The sequence below is a fragment of the Alloacidobacterium dinghuense genome (genome assembly GCF_014274465.1).
Taxonomy (GTDB): domain Bacteria; phylum Acidobacteriota; class Terriglobia; order Terriglobales; family Acidobacteriaceae; genus Alloacidobacterium; species Alloacidobacterium dinghuense.
This window is the reverse complement of sequence record NZ_CP060394.1, coordinates 4,797,737-4,819,384: the sequence shown is the minus strand read 5'-3', so window position 1 is coordinate 4,819,384 and position 21,648 is coordinate 4,797,737. Positions and strand designations below refer to the sequence as shown.

19 protein-coding genes are annotated in these 21,648 nt (G+C 57.0%); 10 read left to right on the top strand and 9 right to left on the bottom strand.

The features are described from left to right. The first annotated feature begins 1 nt into the window (after position 1). The 4 genes from H7849_RS20040 (at position 2) to H7849_RS20025 (ending at position 5,335) form a co-directional block, all read left to right on the top strand. Entirely contained in the window at positions 2-1,729 is a 1,728-nt protein-coding gene (locus tag H7849_RS20040; protein ID WP_186741919.1) for a glycoside hydrolase family 9 protein, read from the top strand. Between the two features lie 89 nt (positions 1,730-1,818). Beyond that, complete coding sequence (locus tag H7849_RS20035) at positions 1,819-2,508, top strand: hypothetical protein (protein WP_186741917.1); 690 nt, start codon at positions 1,819-1,821, stop codon at positions 2,506-2,508. Positions 2,509-2,620: 112 nt separating this feature from the next. Continuing rightward, on the top strand, positions 2,621-2,989 hold the full coding sequence (locus tag H7849_RS20030) for a hypothetical protein (protein WP_186741915.1): 369 nt from the start codon (positions 2,621-2,623) through the stop codon (positions 2,987-2,989). A gap of 69 nt (positions 2,990-3,058) precedes the next feature. Next, positions 3,059-5,335 carry a TonB-dependent receptor gene (locus H7849_RS20025; protein ID WP_186741913.1) on the top strand — a complete coding sequence of 759 codons (2,277 nt, stop codon included), beginning with the start codon at positions 3,059-3,061 and terminating at the stop codon, positions 5,333-5,335. A 3-nt stretch (positions 5,336-5,338) separates the two neighbouring features. Here the strand turns inward: H7849_RS20025 and H7849_RS20020 are convergent, their stop codons facing one another. From H7849_RS20020 to H7849_RS19995, 6 genes are all read right to left on the bottom strand, one after another. Beyond that, positions 5,339-5,815, bottom strand: coding sequence for a hypothetical protein (locus tag H7849_RS20020; protein ID WP_186741911.1), 477 nt, complete (start codon positions 5,813-5,815; stop codon positions 5,339-5,341). A gap of 5 nt (positions 5,816-5,820) precedes the next feature. Beyond that, positions 5,821-7,059 carry an FAD-dependent oxidoreductase gene (locus H7849_RS20015; RefSeq protein ID WP_186741910.1) on the bottom strand — a complete coding sequence of 413 codons (1,239 nt, stop codon included), beginning with the start codon at positions 7,057-7,059 and terminating at the stop codon, positions 5,821-5,823. Positions 7,060-7,308: 249 nt separating this feature from the next. Next, positions 7,309-10,512: a TonB-dependent receptor gene (locus H7849_RS20010; protein WP_186741908.1), complete on the bottom strand. Its 3,204-nt coding sequence runs from the start codon at positions 10,510-10,512 to the stop codon at positions 7,309-7,311. A gap of 237 nt (positions 10,513-10,749) precedes the next feature. Next, complete coding sequence (locus H7849_RS20005) at positions 10,750-11,937, bottom strand: glycosyltransferase (RefSeq protein WP_186741906.1); 1,188 nt, start codon at positions 11,935-11,937, stop codon at positions 10,750-10,752. 48 nt (positions 11,938-11,985) lie between these two features. Then, a complete protein-coding gene (locus tag H7849_RS20000) occupies positions 11,986-12,870 on the bottom strand; it encodes a hypothetical protein (RefSeq protein ID WP_186741904.1) in 885 nt (294 codons plus the stop codon). Positions 12,871-12,966: 96 nt separating this feature from the next. Next, the gene (locus H7849_RS19995; RefSeq protein WP_186741902.1) at positions 12,967-13,680 is read right to left on the bottom strand and encodes a hypothetical protein; all 714 of its coding nucleotides are present in this window, start codon (positions 13,678-13,680) and stop codon (positions 12,967-12,969) included. 182 nt (positions 13,681-13,862) lie between these two features. Here H7849_RS19995 and H7849_RS19990 point away from each other — a divergent pair, with 182 nt between their 5' ends. The 3 genes from H7849_RS19990 to H7849_RS19980 are packed head-to-tail and all read left to right on the top strand — an operon-like array spanning position 13,863 to position 16,112. Continuing rightward, the gene (locus tag H7849_RS19990; RefSeq protein WP_186741900.1) at positions 13,863-14,072 is read left to right on the top strand and encodes a hypothetical protein; all 210 of its coding nucleotides are present in this window, start codon (positions 13,863-13,865) and stop codon (positions 14,070-14,072) included. 8 nt (positions 14,073-14,080) lie between these two features. Then, entirely contained in the window at positions 14,081-14,860 is a 780-nt protein-coding gene (locus H7849_RS19985) for an SPOR domain-containing protein (protein WP_251106373.1), read from the top strand. A 46-nt stretch (positions 14,861-14,906) separates the two neighbouring features. Beyond that, entirely contained in the window at positions 14,907-16,112 is a 1,206-nt protein-coding gene (locus H7849_RS19980; protein ID WP_186741898.1) for a M48 family metallopeptidase, read from the top strand. Between the two features lie 8 nt (positions 16,113-16,120). Here H7849_RS19980 and H7849_RS19975 read toward each other — a convergent pair whose 3' ends face one another. Both H7849_RS19975 and tyrS read right to left on the bottom strand, forming a co-directional pair. Next, positions 16,121-16,639, bottom strand: a complete 519-nt coding sequence (locus H7849_RS19975; protein ID WP_186741896.1) for a Uma2 family endonuclease — start codon at positions 16,637-16,639, stop codon at positions 16,121-16,123. A 36-nt stretch (positions 16,640-16,675) separates the two neighbouring features. Next, positions 16,676-17,953, bottom strand: a complete 1,278-nt coding sequence (gene tyrS / locus H7849_RS19970; protein WP_186741894.1) for a tyrosine--tRNA ligase — start codon at positions 17,951-17,953, stop codon at positions 16,676-16,678. Positions 17,954-18,075: 122 nt separating this feature from the next. Between tyrS and H7849_RS19965 the strand changes: the two genes are divergently transcribed. Next, the gene (locus H7849_RS19965; protein ID WP_349627432.1) at positions 18,076-18,495 is read left to right on the top strand and encodes an MmcQ/YjbR family DNA-binding protein; all 420 of its coding nucleotides are present in this window, start codon (positions 18,076-18,078) and stop codon (positions 18,493-18,495) included. A 221-nt stretch (positions 18,496-18,716) separates the two neighbouring features. On the opposite strand, the gene H7849_RS19960 is transcribed toward H7849_RS19965, so the two are convergent. Continuing rightward, complete coding sequence (locus H7849_RS19960) at positions 18,717-19,904, bottom strand: class I SAM-dependent methyltransferase (RefSeq protein WP_251106372.1); 1,188 nt, start codon at positions 19,902-19,904, stop codon at positions 18,717-18,719. Between the two features lie 81 nt (positions 19,905-19,985). On the opposite strand from H7849_RS19960, the gene H7849_RS19955 reads away from it, so the two are divergent. Continuing rightward, positions 19,986-20,780 (top strand): SDR family NAD(P)-dependent oxidoreductase, encoded by a 795-nt coding sequence (locus tag H7849_RS19955; RefSeq protein WP_186741891.1) that lies wholly within the window; start codon positions 19,986-19,988, stop codon positions 20,778-20,780. 2 nt (positions 20,781-20,782) lie between these two features. After that, the gene (locus H7849_RS19950; protein ID WP_186741889.1) at positions 20,783-21,640 is read left to right on the top strand and encodes a hypothetical protein; all 858 of its coding nucleotides are present in this window, start codon (positions 20,783-20,785) and stop codon (positions 21,638-21,640) included. Positions 21,641-21,648 lie beyond the last annotated feature (8 nt).

Here is a 21,648-nt window from a genome sequence, read left to right as displayed (position 1 = left end):
TATGCGCCGCCGCGAGTTTCTCTCCTCCTCCGCTCGCTACTTGGGGGCGGGTGCTGTCTATTCTGCATTGCCATTGGGTTTGGCCAGGGCTGCCGCGCCTGAAAATGCGCTGGCGATTGCGCTCAATCAGGTGGGCTATTTGCCTGCACGGGCGAAGCGCGCGAGTGTGAATGCGAGGGCAACGTCGTTTGTGGTGCGGTCTGTTGGCGGCGATAAGGTTGTGTATCGCGGACAACTGGATGCTCCTCTGGCTGATGCTGCTTCGGGAGATACACTGCAGACGGCTAATTTTTCAGCGCTGACCGCGCCGGGGAATTTCATCCTTGAGCTTGATTCGGGGCAGAAGTCGCCGGCGTTTCGCATCGATGGCGATGTTTACCATGATGCTCTCAAGTTGACGATGCGGGCCTTCTATGGACAGCGCTGCGGATGCCATGTCGATCTCGGCGGGGGCTATGCGCACCCGGTGTGTCATTTGACAGCGGCGTATCACGCTTCGTCGGGAAAGACTGGCCCGTTGCAGAACAGGGGTGGCTGGCATGATGCGGGCGATTACGGGCGCTATATCGCGAATTCGGGCATCAGCACCGGTACGCTGCTGTGGGCGTGGGAGCTATATCAGAGCACACTGAGCAAGCTTGCGCTTCAGATTCCGGAGTCTGGCGGGAAACTGCCGGATTTTCTGGCCGAGGTGCGCTGGAACCTGGACTGGATGATGACGCTGCAGGATACCGACGGCGGAGTGTGGCACAAGCAGACGAGTTTGCAGTTCTGTCCATTCATTATGCCGCAGGATGACACGCTGACGAGTTATGTAATCGGCACGGGCGCTCCGGCATACAAGGGCACATGCGCAAGCGCGGACTTTGCGGCGGTGATGGCGATTGCGGCTCGCTGCTATGGGGCGTACGACGCTGCGTATGCCAAGCGCTGTCTTACGGCGGCGCGCAAGGCGTGGGAGTGGGCTACGAGCAATCCCAATGTGTTGTTTCATAATCCGCCGGATGTGGGTACCGGGGAATATGGTGACGATGACTGCGGCGATGAGTTGCTGTGGGCGTCGGCGGAGCTGTGGCGGACAACCGGCGACGCGCAGTATCAGAAGGCTTTTGGCGCGGGCGCTGAGAAGCCTGAATCGATTGCGATTAACGCGCCTTCTTGGAGTGCGCTTTCGGCGCTCGCTTATTGGACATACGCGCTTGCTTCACGCAAGGATACTTTGGGTTTGCTGAGCGCGATTCAGGACGCGACGATCAAAGCTGCGGAAGCGCTCGTGACAAATAGTAACAGTAACGGTTACGGAAATACGCTGGCTGCTGCGGACTATGTTTGGGGTTCGAATGGGGTTGCCGGAAATCATTCACTGCTACTGTTGATTGCCAGCCATTTTCACGCAAATAACGATTTCGTCGAGGCGGCGCTCGGAAATCTGCACTATCTGGTCGGGCGCAATTGCTTTGGGGCTTCATGGGTGACGCAACTTGGCTCGCAGCCTTTTCAGCATCCGCATCATCGGCCCAGTGTTGCTGATCATCTTCCGGCACCGTGGCCTGGGCTGCTTTCGGGCGGCCCGAATCGGCATCCGGCTGATCCTGTTGCGAAGGAGTTGCCGCCTGGACCGCCGATGCGCATGTATGTCGATGATCAGGGGGCTTACTCGGTGAATGAGATCGCGATCAACTGGAACGCTCCGCTGGTCTTCCTTCTCGCTGCAGCAAACAGTCTGTAGTCGTCAAGTCACTCTCGTAACAGCGGCTGTGGCTTATAGCCGATAGATAGCCTTGCCGAGTGCCGAGGTCTCATCCTAGGCTGAAATCCATGGGTCAGATACATGCGGTGCTTTGGGGCCTGGCTCTCGTAGTCAGTTCACCGGGCCTACTCTTCGCCGCAGCCAAAGCCCATGTGGTTGCACTGGGAGCCGTGAAGAAAGTGCCCTACTCGGTGACCGGGGACCCAGCCGGAGCCGCTCCTGACGAAAAAGAGCTTCGCGTTCGCCCGCTGGTGATCGACGCCAAAATCAAGGAATGGACAACAGGTGAAGCGCACGATGTGACGGACCGCAGCTTCGCGGTGCGTCGCGCGATCCGACTGAATGATGCCCTCCCCACAGATAAGACCGAACACTGGGTCTGGCAGCGCGGTCCATGGTTGCTGGTCGATCGGGTTACGGGACATATCGTACCGATCAAGCTGCCGGATTACGATCCGGCTGTTTCTAGTGTCGTCTGGTTTCGGGACTATGCTGCATATTGCGGACTCGCGTCGAGCGGACGGCAGCTCTATGCGGTAGTTGCGCAGGTCGCGGGGCGAAAGCCGGTGCTCGCGAAGAAGCTCGGCGTATGGGACCCGGAAGACCATCCGAAGCCTGCCTGCGCACCTTCCACATGGCAACGTGAACCCTTGCGCATTACCTTTCAAGCGACTGGGGCGGAGCAGGTGAGCTATGACCTCGTCGGCCTTTCCGCTGTTTTGGTTGAGGATGGCGACGCGGGCGATACTGATAACTAAATGAGTAGCTCGTTCGCGCGCATCACTTCTCAAATGATCCGATGAAATTGAATGTGGCGTGTCGTCTTCCGTCTCTGGATCACGATTCCATGTTTAGATATAAACTGATCTCGTGCGACGCCTGCTCGCCATCTCGTTGTTGATGGTCTTCAGCTTTTCGTTGATCTCGCCGTTGCTCGCTTCCGACGCGGTGAATGCGAGCCTGCCGGCTTGCTGCCGGCGCGCGGGCAAGCATCATTGCGCTATGGATGCGGACACGCAACAAGGCAAAAGCATCAGCATCATTGCTGAGAAGTGCCCGTATGCGCCCGCGGCTCAGGTGGTCTTTCATCTCTCGATCTTTGCACCTCCGGCGGATGCTGCTGTATTTGCCGGGCTGACTCAACATCCTGCGATTCATGCACAGACGGCGGCACGCTACCGCATCTCGTTCGATCGCTCGCGCCAGAAGCGCGGGCCTCCATCGCTGATTCTCCTGTAGCTCATCGAACGGGCTTTGCTGAGGCAAAGTTCGACGACCTTTCCCAGCTACTACAAGGAGGCTTCTGCGATGCGCAGAATTGCATTCACTTTTCTTTTTCTATTGCTGCTGATGGGCCAGCATGCGCGGGCTACTGTCTTTGGACAAGTGGACGGGGTTGTGCATGACCCGCAGCACCGGCCGATCGGAGGTGCGCAGGTCACGCTGCGTGCGTCGCACTCTGATTTTGCAGAAACACAAACTACAAATCCTGATGGCGGGTTCCAGTTTGCAACAATTCCTTTGGGCGAGTACAGCATCTCCATCGCGCAATCAGGATTTGCCACGCTCGATCAGCCCATCAGAGTGACGTCGGATTCTACGGCCACACTGCATTTTCAACTGTCGCTCTCGACCGTTCGGGAAACCGTGCAGGTGACGGAAAAGAGTTTAGGCACGAACCCTGATTCGGTCACGCCGACGACGCTGATCAGCCGCGAGGACATCGCATTGACGCCCGGCGCTGATCGCACCAATAGCATGGCGATGATTACCGACTACGTGCCGGGCGCCTACATGACGCACGACATGCTGCACATGCGCGGCGGACATCAGTTGAGCTGGCTCATCGACGGTGTGGATATACCGAATACGAACATTGCGAGCAATATCGCTCCGCAGATTGATCCCAAGGACATTGATTATCTCGAAGCGGAGCGGGGCAGCTACACGGCCGACATGGGAGATCGCACCTACGGCATCTTCAACGTTGTTCCCCGCACCGGTTTTGAAGGCAATCGCGAGGGCCAGCTGGTGATGTCGCTGGGCAATTTCTACCAGACGAATGACCAGCTCAGTTTGGGGGATCACACAGAGCGGTTCGCCTGGTACACCAGCCTGAACGGCAATCGCAGCAACTATGGCCTGTCGCCGCCGATTGAACAGCCAGTGCATGACGCGGCAAACGGCTATGGGGGCCTTGCATCCTTTATCTATAACCACGACCCTGCGAATCAGATTCGCGTTGTGACGCAGGCGAGGACGGATTACTACCAGATTCCCTGCGATCCTGATCCCAACAGCTGGCAAAACCAACTCTACAATTCGAGCGGGCTGCGTGATGGCGAGCATGAGACGGATGCCTATACCGCAATGACCTGGGTTCATAACTTCAGCACTTCAACGCTGTTGCAGCTCTCGCCCTTTTATCACTTCAACAGCGCCAAATATGAGCCGAGCGTGAACGACTTTCCGACGGCGACGACATCTGATCAGACGGGGAACTACGCCGGGCTGCAGGGATCGATCTCAACGGTGGTTGCCAAGAATTCGATTTCGGGGGGCGTGTATGGATATGGCCAGCACGAGAGTGATCTGTTTGGCGTTGTCTTCAACGACGGCAGCAACCCGAACTTCTCCTACCCACAGTCAGTTTCCGGAGGAGTAGAGGAAGTATTTGTCGAAGACAACTACAAACCAACTTCATGGCTTGCATTGATCGGCGGGTTGCGTCAGAGCCACTTTCAAGGCGACGTTACTGACAATGAAGTCTATCCGCGTGTTGGAGTGGCTGTAACGATTCCCAAGATTCACTGGGTCTTCCGTGGATTTTACGGGCGCTATTATCAACCTCCGCCGCTGACCAGCATCTCCGGACCAGTGCTGGAATTTGCGACCGGCAACAACACCAGCTTCGTTGCCTTGCACGGTGAACGCGATGAGGAGCACCAGTTCGGCGTGCAGATTCCTTTCCGAGGATGGCTGCTGGATGCGGACACGTTCCAGACCAGGGCGAATAACTTTCTCGACCACAGCAATATCGGTGAGTCGAGCATTTTTATTCCGGTCACGGTGCAGGGTGCGCTGATCCAAGGGTGGGAGCTTACACTGCGTTCGCCGCAATTGTGGCGTTATGGGCAATTCCACTTGTCGTATTCAAATCAAATTGCACAGCAGAGGGGACCGATTACCGGGGGCCTGATCTGCTATCCGCCGGATTCAGCGGACTGCGCTGTCGATCCGGGATATTCGCCGCTGGATCATGACCAGCGCAACACACTCAATGTCGGCTTTAACGGCAGGCTTCCCTGGCACGCTTATGGCTCGTTCAATGTGTACTACGGCTCAGGATTTTCGAATGGGTTCACCGATCCGCCTTCGCCTTACAGCGGCAATTATCTTCCCGCACACACGACCGCCGATCTTTCGATTGGAAAGTCGTTCGCAGAGAAACTTACCGTTTCAGTGACGGCGGTCAATGTCGCGAACACTCGTGTGCTGCTGGATAACAGTCTGACCTTCGGCGGCTTTCACTACAACGATCCGCGCCAGATTTATGGCGAGGTTCGCTATCGTTTTCATTTTTGATTATTACTTCATCTTGCGCGAGTCCCACTGAGTGCAACCGGTAGGCTGGCTGTAGTCGAGCATCTGGCAGCCGGATACGCTGCCGGGTGCTTTGCTTTTGGTGCTGAAAGGCATGAGCGTGGGCGGCCCGAGGATGCCGAGGTACTGGCTGTCCCATTTGACGGGCACGAGTGAGTTGTTCTTGAGGGTGAAGGTTGCTTCGCCGGGTGTTGGCTTGCCTTCTGCCGGATCGAAATTCAAAGTCAGCGTTTTTCCGTCGAGCTTCCAGTGCACGGACCAGACTACGGGGTCCTTGTCGTGCCAGTTCTGCTGCAGGACGGCGGTGCCGTCCTTGGCGAGTTCGAGCAATACGACGCGGTGTACTTCGGCGGAGTATCCACCGCTGCCCATGTAGAAGTTCTTGAGCTTGTCAGCGAAGGCTGGCGATGCGAGCAGAAGGATTGCAGCGAGCAGAAACCGCGTGCGAAGAGAGATCCCCATATCGCCTACATGGTATCGCGTATGACGGATTTTTCCAGTGGTGAATGAATGTGTTCGGGGCGGACGCCGAGTCCGATGCCCAGGCCGATAATGCGTCTGATTCCAGGGATTTTGAAGAATGCGCGCATCTGCCATGGGGCGTGGGCTTTTTCAGGGTGCCCGAGGAAGTTGAGCGAGGCGTTGTGGGCCCTTTCCTGCGCTGCCTGGATCACTCGAACCGGGAACTCGCGCCGCTCCTGAAGCTTTGCGAGCAGGTCTTCGGTTACTCGCCCTGCGCGCAGAGGCTCGGCGAGGATGTTGGCGGTGGCTACGGCGTCCTGAATGGCGAGATTGATGCCGACGCCGCCGGCGGGAGACATGGCGTGGGCTGCGTCACCGATGCAGAGCAGGCCGGGTTTGTATAACTTGCGCAGGCGGTTGATCTGGACGGAGAGAAGCTTTACTTGATCCCAATTTGAAATTTCTTTTACACGCTGGCCGAGAAAGGGCGCGATGCGCAGCAGAGACTCATGGAAGGCGGGGATGCCGGCTTCTTTGACGGAATCGAAAGCGCCTTTGCGTATGATGAGGCCGCTCTGGAAATAGTCGCCGCGATTGATAAGGATCAGCATGCTGCCGTAGTCGATGCGGCCGAGGGCTTGATAAGAGTCTTCGGATTTCCGGCTAATGCGGAACCAGAGAACATCGACTGGCACTCCCAAGTCGATGACTTTGAAGCCGGCAGCGTCGCGCACGGTTGAGTGGCGGCCATCGCAAGCTACGACGAGGTCGGCCGCGATTTCGATTTCTTCTTGCGGAGTTTTGACGCGAACCCCTTTTATGACGCCTTCGCTTTCGAGGAGACCTACAGCTTCGTGTTCCGTGCGGAGATCGAAGGTGGAGAAGCGCTTTCCATGCTCGGAGAGGAAATTCAGGAAATCCCACTGCGGCATGAGCGCGATGAATTTGCATTTCACGGGCAGGTGGGAGAAGTCGGCTGCGGTGAAGGCGTAATCGCCGAAGAGGCCGCCGATGGAGGGCACTCTCTGGTGCGGCAGCTTCAGGAATTCGTCGAGCAGGCCGAGCTCGCGCATGAGCTCGAGCGTCGAGGGGTGGATGGTGTCGCCGCGAAAATCGCGGAAGAAGTCTTTGTGCTTTTCGAGCACGATAACACGGACGCCTGCGCGCGCGAGCAGGTAACCGAGCATCACGCCTGCGGGGCCGCCTCCGGCGATGCAACAGGTTGTGGTTTCGCGTTCTGGCATGAGCCATCCTTGGTTAGGTTTAGGCAGTCGATACGAGGACTACCATATACCTATGGATGCATTCGATGCGCTATTCAGACAAGCGGAAATTGTCAGTCGACAATGTGACCTGATGCGCATCGCTGAGATTCTTCGCTTCGCTCAGAATGACGACTTCATTTGAATATCCGCAAGACTTAGAGCAAAGTAGATCCAGGCAAGAAAAAGCCCGCCATGAGGCGGGCTTCTTGCTTTGACCTGGGGTTGGGGTTAGAAGCTGAAGCGCGCGCCGAATTCACCGGTGAATGATGTTGGGAGCACACTGCTGTTCGGGGTGATGAAGGTAAGTGGTTTGAGGAACGAAGACGGATCGTTCGTATTAAGCGAGTTCACATTGCCTTGAAGGCTCGTACCACCACCAAAATTCGCTCGATTGGTTAGGTCGAAGCCCTGGAAGAAGAGATCGATGTTGTACTTTTCGGCGATGGTGATGGTCTTGCCGATTCGGGCGTCGAGTTCTACGAATGTCTGTCCTCGCGTCGAGTTATAAGAAGCTTCCTCGCAGGTTCCACCCGTCAGGCAGGACTTGTAGAAGCTGCTGCTGTATACACTGCCGTCCGCGTTGAAGAGTGCAGTGAGCGAGGCAAAATCGTTCATCTTGCCTCCCTTGGGAATAATCGCGTGGGCGTTGCCGCGACCAGAGCCCACACCCCACTTGTCGCTGCTCGAGTAGACATCCACCGGACGTGGGGAGCCGACCTGGAAGATCGGAGAGATGCTGATCTTCCAGGGCAGAGCAAACGTGGCCGCTGCGGTAAGGTGGTGCGTCTCGTCGTTCGGAGCCGGACCGTAGTCCTGGCGGCGGAACTGGCCAAGGAAGGGATTGGTTGCCGTGTTACGGAAGGCTGCCGGATTCCCTTCAAAGGCGAGCGCCTTGCCATAGGTGTAGTTGGCTGTGCCGGTGACGCGCTTCCACATCTGCTGGCGATAGCTGAGATTCAGCGCGTCATAATACGAGCGTCCGATCGACTCTTCTTCGCCGAATCGACCGAGCACAGGAACACCAGCCGCTGCAAAGGCTGCGGAGAATGGCCTGATTCCGCCATTGAAGTATTCGGTTGGATTGATGTTGACGGTTTTGTTTTCATGAATGCCACGCGCCTGCACGTATTCCACTTCGACTACGGAGTGGGGATTCGGAGCGATCTGCAGGCCAAAGTTGATCTGCTGCGTGTAAGGGTTTCGGTAAGCGGGGTTCATTAGGCGGCCGGTGGAGCCGGGCGCAAGATCATAGCTGGCTGGCGGAATCACCGGCATCGGGTCGACGCCGTAGCGCCAGTTGCTGAGGAGAATGTCTGTGCCGGGCACAGTGTTGGCAGCCGAGCAGCTTGTATCGCCAGGACCATTGCAGGCAATGCTGAAGGTGTTGGCGAAGACGGTGTTGTTGGCCTGCTGCAGCATGAACAGCGGGATGTTCTCGAAGGTCTGGCCAAAATAGAGACCGTAGCCGCCGCGCACGATGACTCGACTGTTGCCAAAGACATCGAAGGCGAAACCGATGCGCGGGCTGAAGTCGAGGTTGTCGTTGTGCGGCAAACCCGTGTAGGTGCCGCCGATGTAGCTGAGATCTGGCACATACCCTACGCCGGCGATGCCATTGCGCGTTGCCGGTACGGTGGGAACACCGGTGGCAGCAGCGGCTTGCAGTTCCTGTACCGTGCGGCTGTTCTTCTGCTTGTCGATGCCGTAGGTATCAATGTCGCGGTCATAGCGGATACCGAGGTTCAAGAGAAAGCGCGGAGATATCTTCCAATCGTCCTGGAAGTAGAGTCCGAGCATTTTCGGCGACAGGTTAAAGGACGGATCGCCGGAAGTGCCGGTCATGGCCTGCACCAGACCTGGTGTCGCGAATCCCTGAGGATACTTGCTCGGATCGGTGATGTTGGAGGGGAGATCGAAGAAGTCGAACTCGGGAGTGGGGTTGTTCTCGAAGAATCCGCCGACCTGTGGTTCATAGATAAAGTCCACGCCCGTGCGGAACGTATGCGTGCCGTGCACCCAGGAGAAATCGTCGCGGAACTGGAATTTGTGCTGGCTGGACTTCTGCGGAACATTGACATTGGTTCCGAAGCTGGTGCCGTCGGGGAAGGTGACGTAGGGCGTTCTCGTCGTCGAGTCGATCAGATTATTCCAGTACTGGAAGCCGAAGGTGAAGTTGTTGACGATGTTCGATTTGAGCAGAGAGTTCAGGGTGAAGTTGGTCAGGATCAGATCGTTGATCGTGAAGTTGCCTTCCGACAGATCGTTCTGCGAAGTGGACTGATCGTTGTTGCTCTTGTTGTCCTGTGCCGTGTAGCTGATAAAAGCCCGTTCGGTGTCACTGAAGCTGTGATCGACGCGACCGTTGTAGCGCTTGTCGTCGTACGGAGTGGGCAGCGTGTGCGCGGGCTGCGGGGCAGGGTTGAATGCGCCACTGTTTGCCGCAATGGTCAGTTCATTGAAGGAATCCGGATTGACGGAAAGGCTGGAGCGCTCGCGGAGTCCTTCATAGGCGAAAAAGCCGAAGTCTTTGTCTTTGCGGATGGGGCCGCCGAACGAGCCACCGTACTGCTGCCGGCTGTAGTCAGGCTTTGGCTGATCGCCCTTTTCTGCAAAATAGTTGTTGGTCTGGAAGTCCTGAGTGCGGAAGAAGCCGTAGAGGCTGCCGTGGAATTGGTTGGTGCCCGACTTGGTGACTACGTTGAGAGCGGCACCTTCGCTCTTGCCGTTCGCGGCGGAAAAGCGGTTCGGGCTGATGTTGAATTCCTGCACAGCTTCGAGAGGCAACTGCATGACGGCGCCGCCAACGGTATTGTCTTTGTTATCGATTCCGTTGACGGTGGTGTTGGTGTTGCGACCGGATGATCCATTCACCGCATAGATGGCGTAGCGGTTCTTGGTTGGATCGTAGCTGTCGACCTGTTTGACGCCAGGCGCGAGAATCGCAAGGTTCGCGAAATCGCGTCCGTTCAGAGGAAGAGCCTGAATGTCTCTTTGCGTGACAGAAGTGGAGACATCGGTTTTTTCGGTATCTACCAACTGGTTGCCCGCGGTCACCTCAACGGTCTGGGCCACTTGCCCAGTCGTTACCGGAACGTTGACGGTGGCCGTGGTGCCAACCAGTACCTGAAGCCCCTTCACCTGTGCATGACTGAATCCGCTGGCCTCGACCTCAAGCTGATAGTTGCCCACCGGCAAGAGATCAAAGCGGTACTCGCCTACCCCATTCGTGACTGTCTTACGCTCTGCATTTGTGGCGGTGCTGGTGACACTGACGGAGGCCCCGACGACAGCAGCTCCGGTTGCATCAGTGACTACACCAGCAATATTGCCGCTCGCCACCTGGGCCGATAATCCTTGATTCCCCAGAAGAACAGCAAGCACAAGAAACAAATAGCGAATGAGACGCGGATGCGTCCTGTACGTCCTAGCCATAAACCACTCCTTCGGAAAAAGTGCTGCAAAGCCGGCTCCCTAACGAGTAACCGGAAATACCTGAGTCGGAATTTCTGTTTGTTAGAGACTGATAACCCAAGTATTGTGGGTGATAGTAAACGCTCTCCTCGAAATCGTCGATAGAAAAAAAGCAAAACCGTAGAGGGGATATAAATTTCTCTTATTCGCGCGCTTTGAAGACCCCGCTTTGCGCTGGATCTTGCTTGAATGGAGGCTCTACTTTGCGCCTGGCTGCTCGAGCGCTAACGCATAGGCAGCATAAACGTTCTCAAATACCGCGTCCCACGATCTGCTGAGCGCATCCGCCCGTGCGGCAGCGCACATTTGCCTGTGCAGTAGCGGATTGCGGAGGATGCCGAGGATCGCACTGGCAAAATTCTCATCCTCGGCGACACAGCCGGTCTGGTCTTCCCGAACGATGTAACGCGGACCTCCATCCGGAGTGACAATGGCGGGAACACCCGAGGAAAGTGCCTCAAGCACTACGTTTCCGAAGGTATCGGTATGCGAGGGGAAAACGAAGAGATCCATATTCGCGTAGGCGCGAGAAAGAGAGAGACCGCGTAAGACTCCGGGAAACTCAGCATTGGGAAGATGTTCGCGCAGCCACGGTTCCTGCACGCCATGCCCTACGATGAGAAAGCGGAAGTTGCTCAACCCCGCTTCCAACAACTGCTCACGGATGCGAACCAGGAGCGCGACGTTCTTCTCGACCGAGAGCCTGCCCACAAACCCGAGAACGAAATCCTTGTCGGCGTTTGGGCGATTACGATGATGCGGGGAGAACTGTTCTGTGTCGACTCCGCGTTGCATGAGTTTGCAGGGCCTGCGCGTAGCGCGTTCCAACAACGCGCATAGTTCGAGATTCGGCGCGAAAAGCACGCGCGCAATGGAGTAGAACCGCGCGCTGGCGTAGAGACTGATCTCCTGAATCTGACGCTCTGCTGCGGGCGCGGTCTTGTCGGATAGCAGGTTGAGAAACCATCCTGAGCGCTTGGCTGCATACTCGTGCACGTTTGTATGCCAGGAGGCGACGAGCGGAAGATGAAAGTGGTTCGACATGAGAGCGCCCATCATGCCGAAATCGCTGGGTCCGGTGATATGTATGAGGTCGGGGCGGAAGTTTTGCAGCGTGCGGGCGATGAGGGGCAGGTGACGGAAGAAGCCAAGATCGAAGCTCAGATCTTTTTCCAGGCCAAAGGAAAGCGGACCGCGCGTGAGCTCCAGTGTGGTGAGCTGCCCCTCGGTCAACAGGCGCGGGATGCGATCTCCGGCGCGAATGCTCAGGAATGGCAGATCGCGGCGGCGGATGAATGCCTCAAACTCACGGCTGGTATGGGCTACGCCGTTGATCTCGTGGAACGAGTCAGGGAAATAGGCCACGCGCGGCGGTGGAGAAGACATACACAGCGAGTGTATATGCAGCGTCCCGTATGCAAAGTAAATGCTCTGCTATTGGCCCTCTTCGATGGCTACGCGGTTGATGAGGCGCTGCACAAGGACGGCATGGACGTTGATGTGGCGGGCGAGGTCAGGAACGAACTCGGTAATGAAGTTGTTGATGGGATCGGTGGCCAGAGCGGTTCCGTAGCGGGCGGTTGCGGCGGACCATCCTGTATTGCGATAGGGAACATAGGCGTCGCTGATCGCCTCTTCAACGGCTCCGCCGACAACGTTGGCGTAGTTGAACATGCCTTTGCCGTTGTCTCCCTGGGTCCAGACAACCTGATAGATGCAGTGCGCGATGCGGCGCTTGTAAGAAGCATTGGGCAGACGATGATAATGCGGGTCCTGATGCGCGATGGAAGGGATAAGAAATGTACCGAAGAACTCGTTGGTCATGTCCTGGGTGATGGACACGCCGGATAGCTTGGCCCATCCTTCGAAGCCGGGGCCGTAGGCGGAATGGGAGTCCGAGGCAACGGAGATGGCGGAGACGCCGGCGATGGTGAGAAGGTTGAAGGGATCGATGACATCTTTTCCGGCGAGGATGGCTTTCTGTTTTGGCGTCAGCGGATGCAGTTCAGCGTTGTTGATCATTTGCTGAAACGGATCTCGCGCGGGCGAGCAACTCATGGGCGGCGTGGCAGAGACCTTCGATTGCACGTCGACGCAGACCGGTTGCACGGAGGGAAAGGATCGCACACTGATACTGGACATTGGCGGCGCAGGTGCGGCTGGCGGGAAACTCTGGCCCGGCTCGGGCGAAAAGACAAGTTCGGTGGATGGCTCTGGCGCATCGGGCAGCCATTGCTGCGCCAGCGATTGAAGGCAGGCACAACCGATCAGGAGCAAAAGAAGGACGGCCCTGCCGACCCGGCGCTGGTGACTGCCCATTGTTACAGATTTGCCCCTATCGCCGGGCGGCTGCGACCGCATATCCGATTGGACGCACGGCAGGAAAATTTTTCACTTCAAGAATACAAATCAAGTCTAATCATTTCTCTGGTGGTGGCGGAAGAGCTTCTGGCGGCCATCGGGCCAGAATTCGGACCAGAGATTGCCGCCTGCCTCGCCGAGCAGAGAAAGGCCCCAGGTGGTGAACACTACTCTTGCGTTCGCACTCTTATCGGGGTAATAGGCCATAGTAAGGGCAGAGGCCATCCCGTGACCGACGACGACGGAGGTGTTGAACCCTGAGGCGCCGGAGTCGCGCTGGCCGACGAGAACGCGTTCAGCCGCGTAGACGCCGCGATGCCAGATGCTGCCTGTGGCCATGCGGTAGTAGCGGGGGTCCTCATGCAAGAGCGCGGGCATGACGCCGTCAGAGAATGTGCGCATGCTGAGATCGCGGATGGCTGCGGCTCCGAAGCGCTGGCTGTAGGCTCCGGAATCGACGCCGTATTTAGGATTTCCATCTACAAGCTGTTCCCATCCTGAAGAGGCGAATGCGGAGAACCAGCCGGGGACACGTAACGTTTCGTGGATCGGGAAAAGTAATTTGTCTGTCGCGTAGAGGGGCGGAACTTTCTCACCCGGCTCGACGATGTCTGACCATTTTCGTTTTTCGACCGCGGCAGGAGTGTTGTTTACCGGGTCGCTCGGTTTTGGTGCATCGGGCATAGCGTTCTGTTGCGCGAAAGCGGGAATACCGGTAAGGACAAGCACCGCAACACTTATAGAGAACAGGATGTATTTAAGGGGCATCAATCGGTAACGTTCCTTGCCTAATCTCTGATCGCTTAGCGATTGGATGATGCGAAAAAGCGCCTGGATGCATGCGCATTGAAGGGTAACGGCTTAGGCACCCGGTTACCGGAGAGCCGTTGACCTCGCCATTCCGCAAAAAGCACACTAAAAGTGGTTACAGCACGCAGGAGCGCGCAACTATGGCAGGCAATAACCCGTTTGAAGAGTTTGGGCGCAAAGTCGATGAACGTATCAACAATGCGAGCCCGCGCATGGAAGAAGAAGTGCGCAAGGTGATTACGTATCTGAACGACGAAGTAGTGCCGAAGGTGAGGCAGAACTCATCGGAAGCGTTGCGGATTGCGGCTGATCAACTGCGGAAGCTTGCGGATCATATGGAGCGGAAATAGTGGAGCGGGTGAGCGGCAGAAAGAAGCTGATTGGGTGTGCGGCCTCTGCAGGGATTGCCTTGATCGTTGGCTGCGGACACAAACAGCAGGCAGTGTATGCTCCTCCACCTCCGCCGCCACCGGCGATCCATGCTCCGGCGCCCAGCGTGGCGCAGGCTCCGTCATCGGTTCCACCTGTCACCAACCCACCAACACCTTCCACGGAGGAGACGGCGGACGAGACATTCGTAGAATCGCACACTCCGATTTATTCAGAAACAGGCATGGCGAGCTGGTATGGACCGCCGTATCACAATCATCGCGGAGCGAATGGGCAGATTTTCGATCAGAATGCGATGTCGGCTGCGCACCGCACGCTGCCGATGGGATCGCTCGTGCGCGTAACGAATTTGCAGACGGGACAGGCGGCGGTAATGCGGATCACGGATCGCGGGCCGTTTGTGCCGGATCGCGTGCTCGATCTTTCTGTGGCTTCAGCCAAGATCGTTGGTGTGTGGCGGCCGGGGACGGCACAGGTGCGCATCGATGTGTACGAAGCCCCAAAGCCGATCGACGAGGGTGGCCGGTGGTGTGTGCAGATAGGCGCATTCAGCAAAGAAAAAGAAGCGGTGAAGCTTGAAGAGCACCTGGAGCGGAAATACCACACCGCCAACGTGATTGAATTTACCGGGCCGACCGGGCATTGGGTAAGGATTCGTCCAATGAATGACGACAAGGACCGCGCTGTGGAAATTGCCAAGGAACTGAAGCCCGAGGAAGGCGAGGCCTATCTGGTGCGGCTTGATTGAATTCAACGAGTTAGCGCTAGCGAGTCAGCAAGTCAGCCTCTAAAGCATGTTCATCGAATCTGTTTACACGCTTCCTCCTGACAAACTGGAAAAGGCGATTCATCTAAGTCGTTGGCACACGGCGCTGCATTTTGGCGACGTGGCGTGGACAGTGATGATCTTATGGCTGCTGGTGCGCTTGCGCCTGGGTGAACGAATTCGCGAATGGGCTGCGTCGCTCACACAGAAAGCATGGCTGCAGGGTTTTATCGTGGCTCCGATCTGGGTGACCGTGCTCTTGTTGATCGGTCTGCCGGCAGAGGCAATATCGCATGCCGTTTCGTTGCACTATGGACTGTCGATACAACGCTGGGTTGACTGGTTCGGCGATTGGGCATTGGAATCGCTCCTTATGCTGCTGCTGGGCACGCTTGCTCTGAGCTGTCTTTACGCATTGATGCGACACTCGCAGCGGCACTGGTGGCTTTGGTTCTGGTTAATCACGATGCCAGGGGTGGTTGTCGGAATCTACGCGGTGCCGATCTTCATCGACCCGCTCTTCAATCATTTTTCTCCGCTGGAAAAGAGCGATCCGGCGCTTGTTGCACAACTGGAGAAGGTAGTTGCCCGGGGTGGGATCGATATTCCGCCGTCACGGATGTTTTTGATGGATGCAAGCACGAAGTCGACCGGCGTGAATGCCTATGTGACCGGCTTCGGCGCCTCGAAGCGCATCGTGGTTTGGGATACGGCGCTGGAGCTGGCCTCGACGGATGAGATTCTTTTTATCTACGGGCATGAGCAGGGTCACTATGTGCTGCGCCATATCGTGAGGGGGCTGATTTTTTCGGCTGGGCTGATTTTTGTCTTCTACTGGATTGCATTTCAGCTGCTGCGGTGGCTGGTGAAATGCCGCGGAGATGCGTGGCGTATTCGTTCCGTTGAGGACTGGGCATCTGTGGGTTTGGTTCTGCTGATGATGACTGTGCTGAGTTTCGTTTCTGAGCCGATGGCGAATGCTTTCAGCCGCGTGGTCGAGCACCAGGCTGATGTGTATGGGCAGGAAGTGATTCATGGGCTCGTCGCCGACCCGCAACGAGTGGCGACGCAGGATTTTCAGCGTCTCGGAGAGGTTTGGCTAGACAATCCGTCGCCAAACCGGTTTGTGGAATGGTGGACGTACAGTCATCCTTCGACGACGGCACGGATGCGGTTTGCGGCGGGGTATGATCCTTGGACGGATGAGCGAGAGCCGCGGTATTTCAGAAAGTAGATGCTGGCTTAATTTGCTTCCTGCTTGACGATGAGTTCACGCACGGGCATGTAAATCTCGGCGCCGTTAACGCGAAATACTTCTGTCTGGTTCCAGTTGCCGGTGGAGCAATCAAAGCCGTCGGAAGTAAGGGGATCAATCACCCAAATATTGGAAATTCCCATACGGCGATAGTCTTCGATGCGCTCCTTGTAGCGATGCACACGGTCTTCCGGTGAGAGTATCTCGATGACGATCAACGGAGGCTGATCGAGCACCCCCATGGGCGGGGGACCCTGCACCACACAGATGTCTGCCACACGAAAGCGGGAGGAGCTTACCTCAATTCGCATTTCCGGCAGTGGATAGAGGCGCCATTGCTCCATGTGCTTACCGAACCAGAGGATGACCGCCATCTGGAACAACGCGTGTTGCCCTTCTCCCACATTCCGCTCCTGAAGTTCACCGTCAACGAAGTCGCAATCCGGCTTGTAGCTGGTTCCGAGATATTCTTCAGGAGTTACAGGAAGTCTCGCCGCAGTTGCCATAGGAATTTCTCTGTAGGTGAGATGATAAACCCTCGCTTATTCGATGACAGCTATTTTCGCTTTCTTGCCTACGCGAACAGGAATGCGTACGGGCCGTCTGGGTAGATCAAGAAATTTCTCCGTTGTGGTTGTGCCGTCGATGTTGACTCCGGCCGCGACCTGCTTTTCGGCTTCGGTGCGCGATGATTTCATCCCGAGTGCGACAAGAAGTTTGGCGACATTGACGCGAATTTCGACGGACGGGTCCTGCACTGCGCGTTCAATGTGGGCAGCATCGGCCACTGCGATTTGTTTCAAATCAACCGACTCTTCTTCTGTAACTGCCGCTGTATCTTTTTGCTGGAAGAGTCTCGCCCAGTTCTCGTCGGCTTGCTTCGCGGCCTCTTCCGAGTAAAATCCACCGACAATAGTGCGGGCCAGTAACTTCTTGGCTTCCATCGGGTGCAGCGTCCCGCTGGCAACGTCAGCTTGCATCTTGTCGATCTCGGATTGGCGCAGGTCGGTGAGGAGCGTCCAGTAGCGCCACATCAGCTCGTCGTTGATCGACATGAGCTTGCCGTACATCTCCTGCGGCGGCTCGTGGATGCCGATGGCGTTGTTCAATGACTTCGACATCTTCTGTACGCCGTCGAGTCCTTCGATGATCGGGGTCATCAGCACGATCTGCGGTTGCTGGTTGAAGTCGCGCTGCAGTTCGCGGCCGGCGAGCAGGTTAAACTTCTGGTCGGTGCCGCCTAACTCAACGTCCGCCTCGAGAGCGACCGAGTCGTAGCCCTGCATGATGGGGTAGAGGAGTTCGTGCAGCGCGATGGGCTGCTCTTCCTGAAAGCGCTTGTGGAACTCGTCGCGCTCAAGCATCTGCGAGACGGTGAACTTTGCTGCGAGGCGAATGACGCCTTCGAAGCCCAGCTTGTCGAGCCACTCGGAGTTGAAGCGCACTTCGGTCTTGTCGCGGTCGAGGATGCGGAAGACCTGATTGGTATAGGTCTTCGCGTTCTCGTCAATCTGTTCACGCGTCAGCGGCTTGCGCGTTGCGGAGCGGCCTGTGGGGTCGCCGATGAGCGAGGTGAAATCGCCGACGAGGAAGATGACCTGGTGGCCGAGATCCTGAAAGTGTTTGAGCTTGCGCATCAGGACGGTGTGGCCGAGATGCAGGTCGGGCGCGGTCGGATCGAATCCCGCTTTGACGCGCAGGGGCGTGCCAGTCTGCCGTGATTTTTCGAGGCGCTCGCGAAGGTCCGAGACGCGAATGATCTCTGCCGCTCCTTTTTGGAGCAGGTCTAGTTGCTCGTCTACAGGAAGAAATTGTGCCATTGCTTTATTCAGTATAGATAGCGATGGTCCGGTCAGCTAAGAGGCGGTCAGCAAAACTCCGGTCAGCGCGGCTTCGCCGTAAAGCGAGTCAGCCATAATGGTTAGCTATGGATGTGGAACGGGTGCGTGAATTTTTACTGAAGCTGCCGCACGTTGAGGAGACGATGCAGTGGGGCGACAACCTTGTCTTCTGGGCTGGGGACAAGGCGATTGGCGGAAAGATGTTCGCGCTGGCAAGTCTCAGCGGCATGGGGAAAGGCGTGTTGTCATTTCATGCCGGTGCCGATCGGTATAACGAGCTGCTGGAGAATGAGGGTGTCATTCCGGCTCCATATATGGCGCGGATTTTCTGGGTGTGCCTGGAGCGATGGGATGCGCTGCCACAGCGTGAACTGGAGGCATTGCTGACACGTGCGTATGAGCTTGTCTTTGCCAAGCTGCCCAAGCGGACGAAGGATGTACTCGCTATGCCTGCGGCGCAGCGGCGCAAGTTGATTGCGGAGAGAAAGAAGTTGCTGGCTTCACAGAAGAAGCGGCGTTGAGTTTGTGTCATGCTCAGTGACTTCGTCTCGTCCGAATCGCTGAGATTCTTCCTCCTGTTGGCTCGTCAGAATGACGGCTGGGTTTGTGTTGTGCTTTCCCACCCTTGCTCCGCAAGGATGGGGCACTCGTTTGCCTGCTGATCGCTGGCGAAAAGCAGATCCTCCCCTTCGTGCAGCTCAGGGGTCAGGATGACAGCTTTTCCGCGAAAAACGGCTCGATGTTATGGTCGCGCTTCAAAGACCATGTTGAATGGTGTCTCTGTCGCGCGGCGGAAGTGAGTGAATCCTCCCTGGGTCACTACGTTGCGAATGCGTTTTTCTCCGGCTTGCGCGCCTAGTCCTAGACCTACCTCCTGTGAGCGCGAAGCGGGGACGCAGACGATGGCGGAGGCGGAATAGTAGATGCGGCCGACTGGGTTGAGATTGGAAGTGATGTCATCGCCAGCCATCGGCTCTACGATCATCCAGGTGCCATTGCTGGACAATGATTTGCGCACGTGGGTAGCGGCTCCTGCGGGGTCGCCCATGTCGTGCAGGCAATCGAAGCAGGCGACGAAGTCGTAGTCTTTTCCGGGGAAGGCCTTTGCTGGTGCGACATCGAAGTGAACCCGGTTGTCGACACCGCCAGCTTGCGCCTTCTTGTTTGCCTGCTCAATTGACTTGTCGTGATAGTCGAATCCGAAGAACTCGGACTTGGGATAAGTCTGCGCCATGAGCAGCGTGGATGCGCCGTGGCCGCAGCCGATGTCGGCTACACGAGCGCCGTTCTTGAGTTTGTCTTCGACGCCTTCGAGCGCGGGAATCCAGCTGGTGGTGAGATTGGCGAGATAGCCGGGGCGGAAGAAGCGTTCGCAGCCTTCGAAAAGTCCTTTTTCGTGCTCGTGCCAGCCGAAGCCTTTTCCGGTGCGGAAGACCTCGGTGAGTTTTTCTTCGTCTTTCATGCAGGAGGCGAGCATGTGATAGAAGCCGGGCAGATGAACGGCGGTGTCGTCCTGCGCGAGGGCAAAGGACTGCTCGGGCGTCATTGCGTAGGTATCCGTCGCCGGGTTGTATTCAACGTAATTGCCTGCGGCGTTGGCGTTGAGCCACTCACGCACGTAGCGTTCATTGGTGCTGGTGCGGCGGGCGAGTTCTGCGGCGCTTACAGGCTGGCAATCGCCCATGGCGCGGTAGAGTCCGAGGCGGTCACCAATGAGGATGAGCGTGGATTGCATGGCTGCGCCCATATCGACGACAGCCTGGTGAAGAAGGTGCTGGAGCTTGTCAGGGTCGAGCGGACGTACTGGCGATACGGCGGTGGACATGGGAATACCCTCCTTGTCGGTGATGGCCACGGAGCTGAGCTGATCGTGCTGGAGTATGGAAGCCGGAGCGGACAGAAGAGGCGTCCGTGGCGAAAGCAGGGTCATGATAGTCCCCAGAGGAGTGGGCGGCAAGGGTTTGTTTCACCGCTTCTTGCTTGCTTTGCCGCGCTCGGTTAGGGTCGGAAGATGAGCGGTGTAACGTTGTCATTGGAAGGTAAGGTTGCGTTGATTACCGGGGGCTCGCGGGGCATCGGCGCGGAGTGCGTGCGCCTGTTTCGTGAAGCAGGCGCGAAGGTGGCGTTTAACTATCGCGCGGCGTGGAAGCAGGCCGGAGAACTGGCAAGTGAGTGCGGCGGTTCAGAGCATTGTGTTGGGATTGAGCAGGAGTTGTCCTCTCCCGAAGATGGACGCGCCCTGGTTGGTCGCGTAGTTGATGCCTTCGGCCGGTTGGATTGCCTGGTGGTGAACCATGGGGTCTGGCCACCAGAGGACATGCCGATCGCCTCCATGCCCGACGCGCAGTGGCGGCAGACGCTCGGCGTGAATCTGGATAGTGTTTTCGGTCTGGCGCAGGCTGCGGTGGCGCAGATGCAGAGGCAGGGGCGCTCTGCGAATGGGTCCGCTGCTGGATATATTGTTTTCGTCAGCTCGACGGCGGGACAGCGCGGCGAGGCTTTCCACGCGGACTATGCGGTGACGAAGGGTGCGGTGATCAGTCTTACGAAGAGTCTGTCGAGCGAACTGGCAGGTGAAGGGATCTATGTAAACTGCGTGGCTCCCGGCTGGGTGGCAACGGATATGTCGGCGCCTGCGCTGCGTGATCCGGTCACCAGCAAGAAGATCTTCGGCGCGATTCCGCTGGGGCGCGTGGCGACTCCGCGTGAGATTGCCGGACCGATTTTGTTTCTCTGCACGCCGTTTGCAGGCTTTATGAGCGGCGAGATCGTCAATGTGAATGGCGGCGCGGTCCTGGTGGGATGAAGATGAGCAAGATTACCTCGGGGGCTAAAACCCCCTCGATTTCATTGGCGTGGTTGCGAGGGCTGAAGCCCTGGCCTACCTTCGTTTCTACTCTTCTGTTGATTTTGTGTGCGCTCTTTTCGCCGCAGATCGCCGGATCGCAGAACAATACGCAGGATGCCAATGCAAAAAAGGCGCGGGCGGCGCTGGATGCCATGGTGCAGGCGCTTGGTGGGGATCGCTGGCTGAATCTGCAGAACACTTATATCGAAGGGCGGACTTCTGGCTTCTACCAGGGCAAGCCGACGGGGGCGATTGGAGATTTCTACTCCTACCACGTGTTTCCGGATAAGGACCGCGTTGAGTTGACGAAGAAGCGAGATGTTGTCGATATCTTTCTCGCCAACCAGGGCTGGGAGATCACGTATCGGGGCAAGCGCGAGTTACCTGCTGACCAGCGTGACGAGTTTATGCGCAGACGCGACCACTCGATTGAGGTTGCTGTCAAAGTCTGGATGAAGGACCCAGGCACCATCCTGCTTTTCGATGGGCAGTCGTTGGCGGAGCGGCATCTTGCCGACCAGGTGACTTTGATTTCAGCCTCGAATGACTCGATCACCATTCAGATGGATGCCGAGACTCACTTGCCGCTGCGGCGCTCGTTTCAGTGGCGCGACCCGCTCTATAAAGACAAGAACGACGATTCGGAAGAGTACGACAACTATCAGACTATCGACGGTATTCCAACTCCGTTTGCCATTACCCGCTTTCACAATGGCGATATGACGAACCAGCGGTTTGTTTATAAGGCTGCTTACAATGTGCCGCTTCCGCAAAATGCGTTCGATGTGGATGCTACGGCGGCGAAGATCAAGAAATAGCCTGCCTC

Coding starts and splice junctions, on each gene's coding strand:
- H7849_RS20040 (WP_186741919.1), top strand. CDS start 2: ATGCGCCGCCGCGAGTTTCTCTCCTCCTCCGCTCGCTACTTGGGGGCG.
- H7849_RS19960 (WP_251106372.1), bottom strand. CDS start 19,904: ATGACCCTGCTTTCGCCACGGACGCCTCTTCTGTCCGCTCCGGCTTCC.
- H7849_RS19950 (WP_186741889.1), top strand. CDS start 20,783: ATGAGCAAGATTACCTCGGGGGCTAAAACCCCCTCGATTTCATTGGCG.
- H7849_RS20035 (WP_186741917.1), top strand. CDS start 1,819: ATGGGTCAGATACATGCGGTGCTTTGGGGCCTGGCTCTCGTAGTCAGT.
- H7849_RS19980 (WP_186741898.1), top strand. CDS start 14,907: ATGTTCATCGAATCTGTTTACACGCTTCCTCCTGACAAACTGGAAAAG.
- H7849_RS20005 (WP_186741906.1), bottom strand. CDS start 11,937: ATGTCTTCTCCACCGCCGCGCGTGGCCTATTTCCCTGACTCGTTCCAC.
- H7849_RS20000 (WP_186741904.1), bottom strand. CDS start 12,870: ATGGGCAGTCACCAGCGCCGGGTCGGCAGGGCCGTCCTTCTTTTGCTC.
- H7849_RS20025 (WP_186741913.1), top strand. CDS start 3,059: ATGCGCAGAATTGCATTCACTTTTCTTTTTCTATTGCTGCTGATGGGC.
- tyrS (WP_186741894.1), bottom strand. CDS start 17,953: ATGGCACAATTTCTTCCTGTAGACGAGCAACTAGACCTGCTCCAAAAA.
- H7849_RS19955 (WP_186741891.1), top strand. CDS start 19,986: ATGAGCGGTGTAACGTTGTCATTGGAAGGTAAGGTTGCGTTGATTACC.
- H7849_RS19975 (WP_186741896.1), bottom strand. CDS start 16,639: ATGGCAACTGCGGCGAGACTTCCTGTAACTCCTGAAGAATATCTCGGA.
- H7849_RS19995 (WP_186741902.1), bottom strand. CDS start 13,680: ATGCCCCTTAAATACATCCTGTTCTCTATAAGTGTTGCGGTGCTTGTC.
- H7849_RS20015 (WP_186741910.1), bottom strand. CDS start 7,059: ATGCCAGAACGCGAAACCACAACCTGTTGCATCGCCGGAGGCGGCCCC.
- H7849_RS19990 (WP_186741900.1), top strand. CDS start 13,863: ATGGCAGGCAATAACCCGTTTGAAGAGTTTGGGCGCAAAGTCGATGAA.
- H7849_RS20010 (WP_186741908.1), bottom strand. CDS start 10,512: ATGGCTAGGACGTACAGGACGCATCCGCGTCTCATTCGCTATTTGTTT.
- H7849_RS20020 (WP_186741911.1), bottom strand. CDS start 5,815: ATGGGGATCTCTCTTCGCACGCGGTTTCTGCTCGCTGCAATCCTTCTG.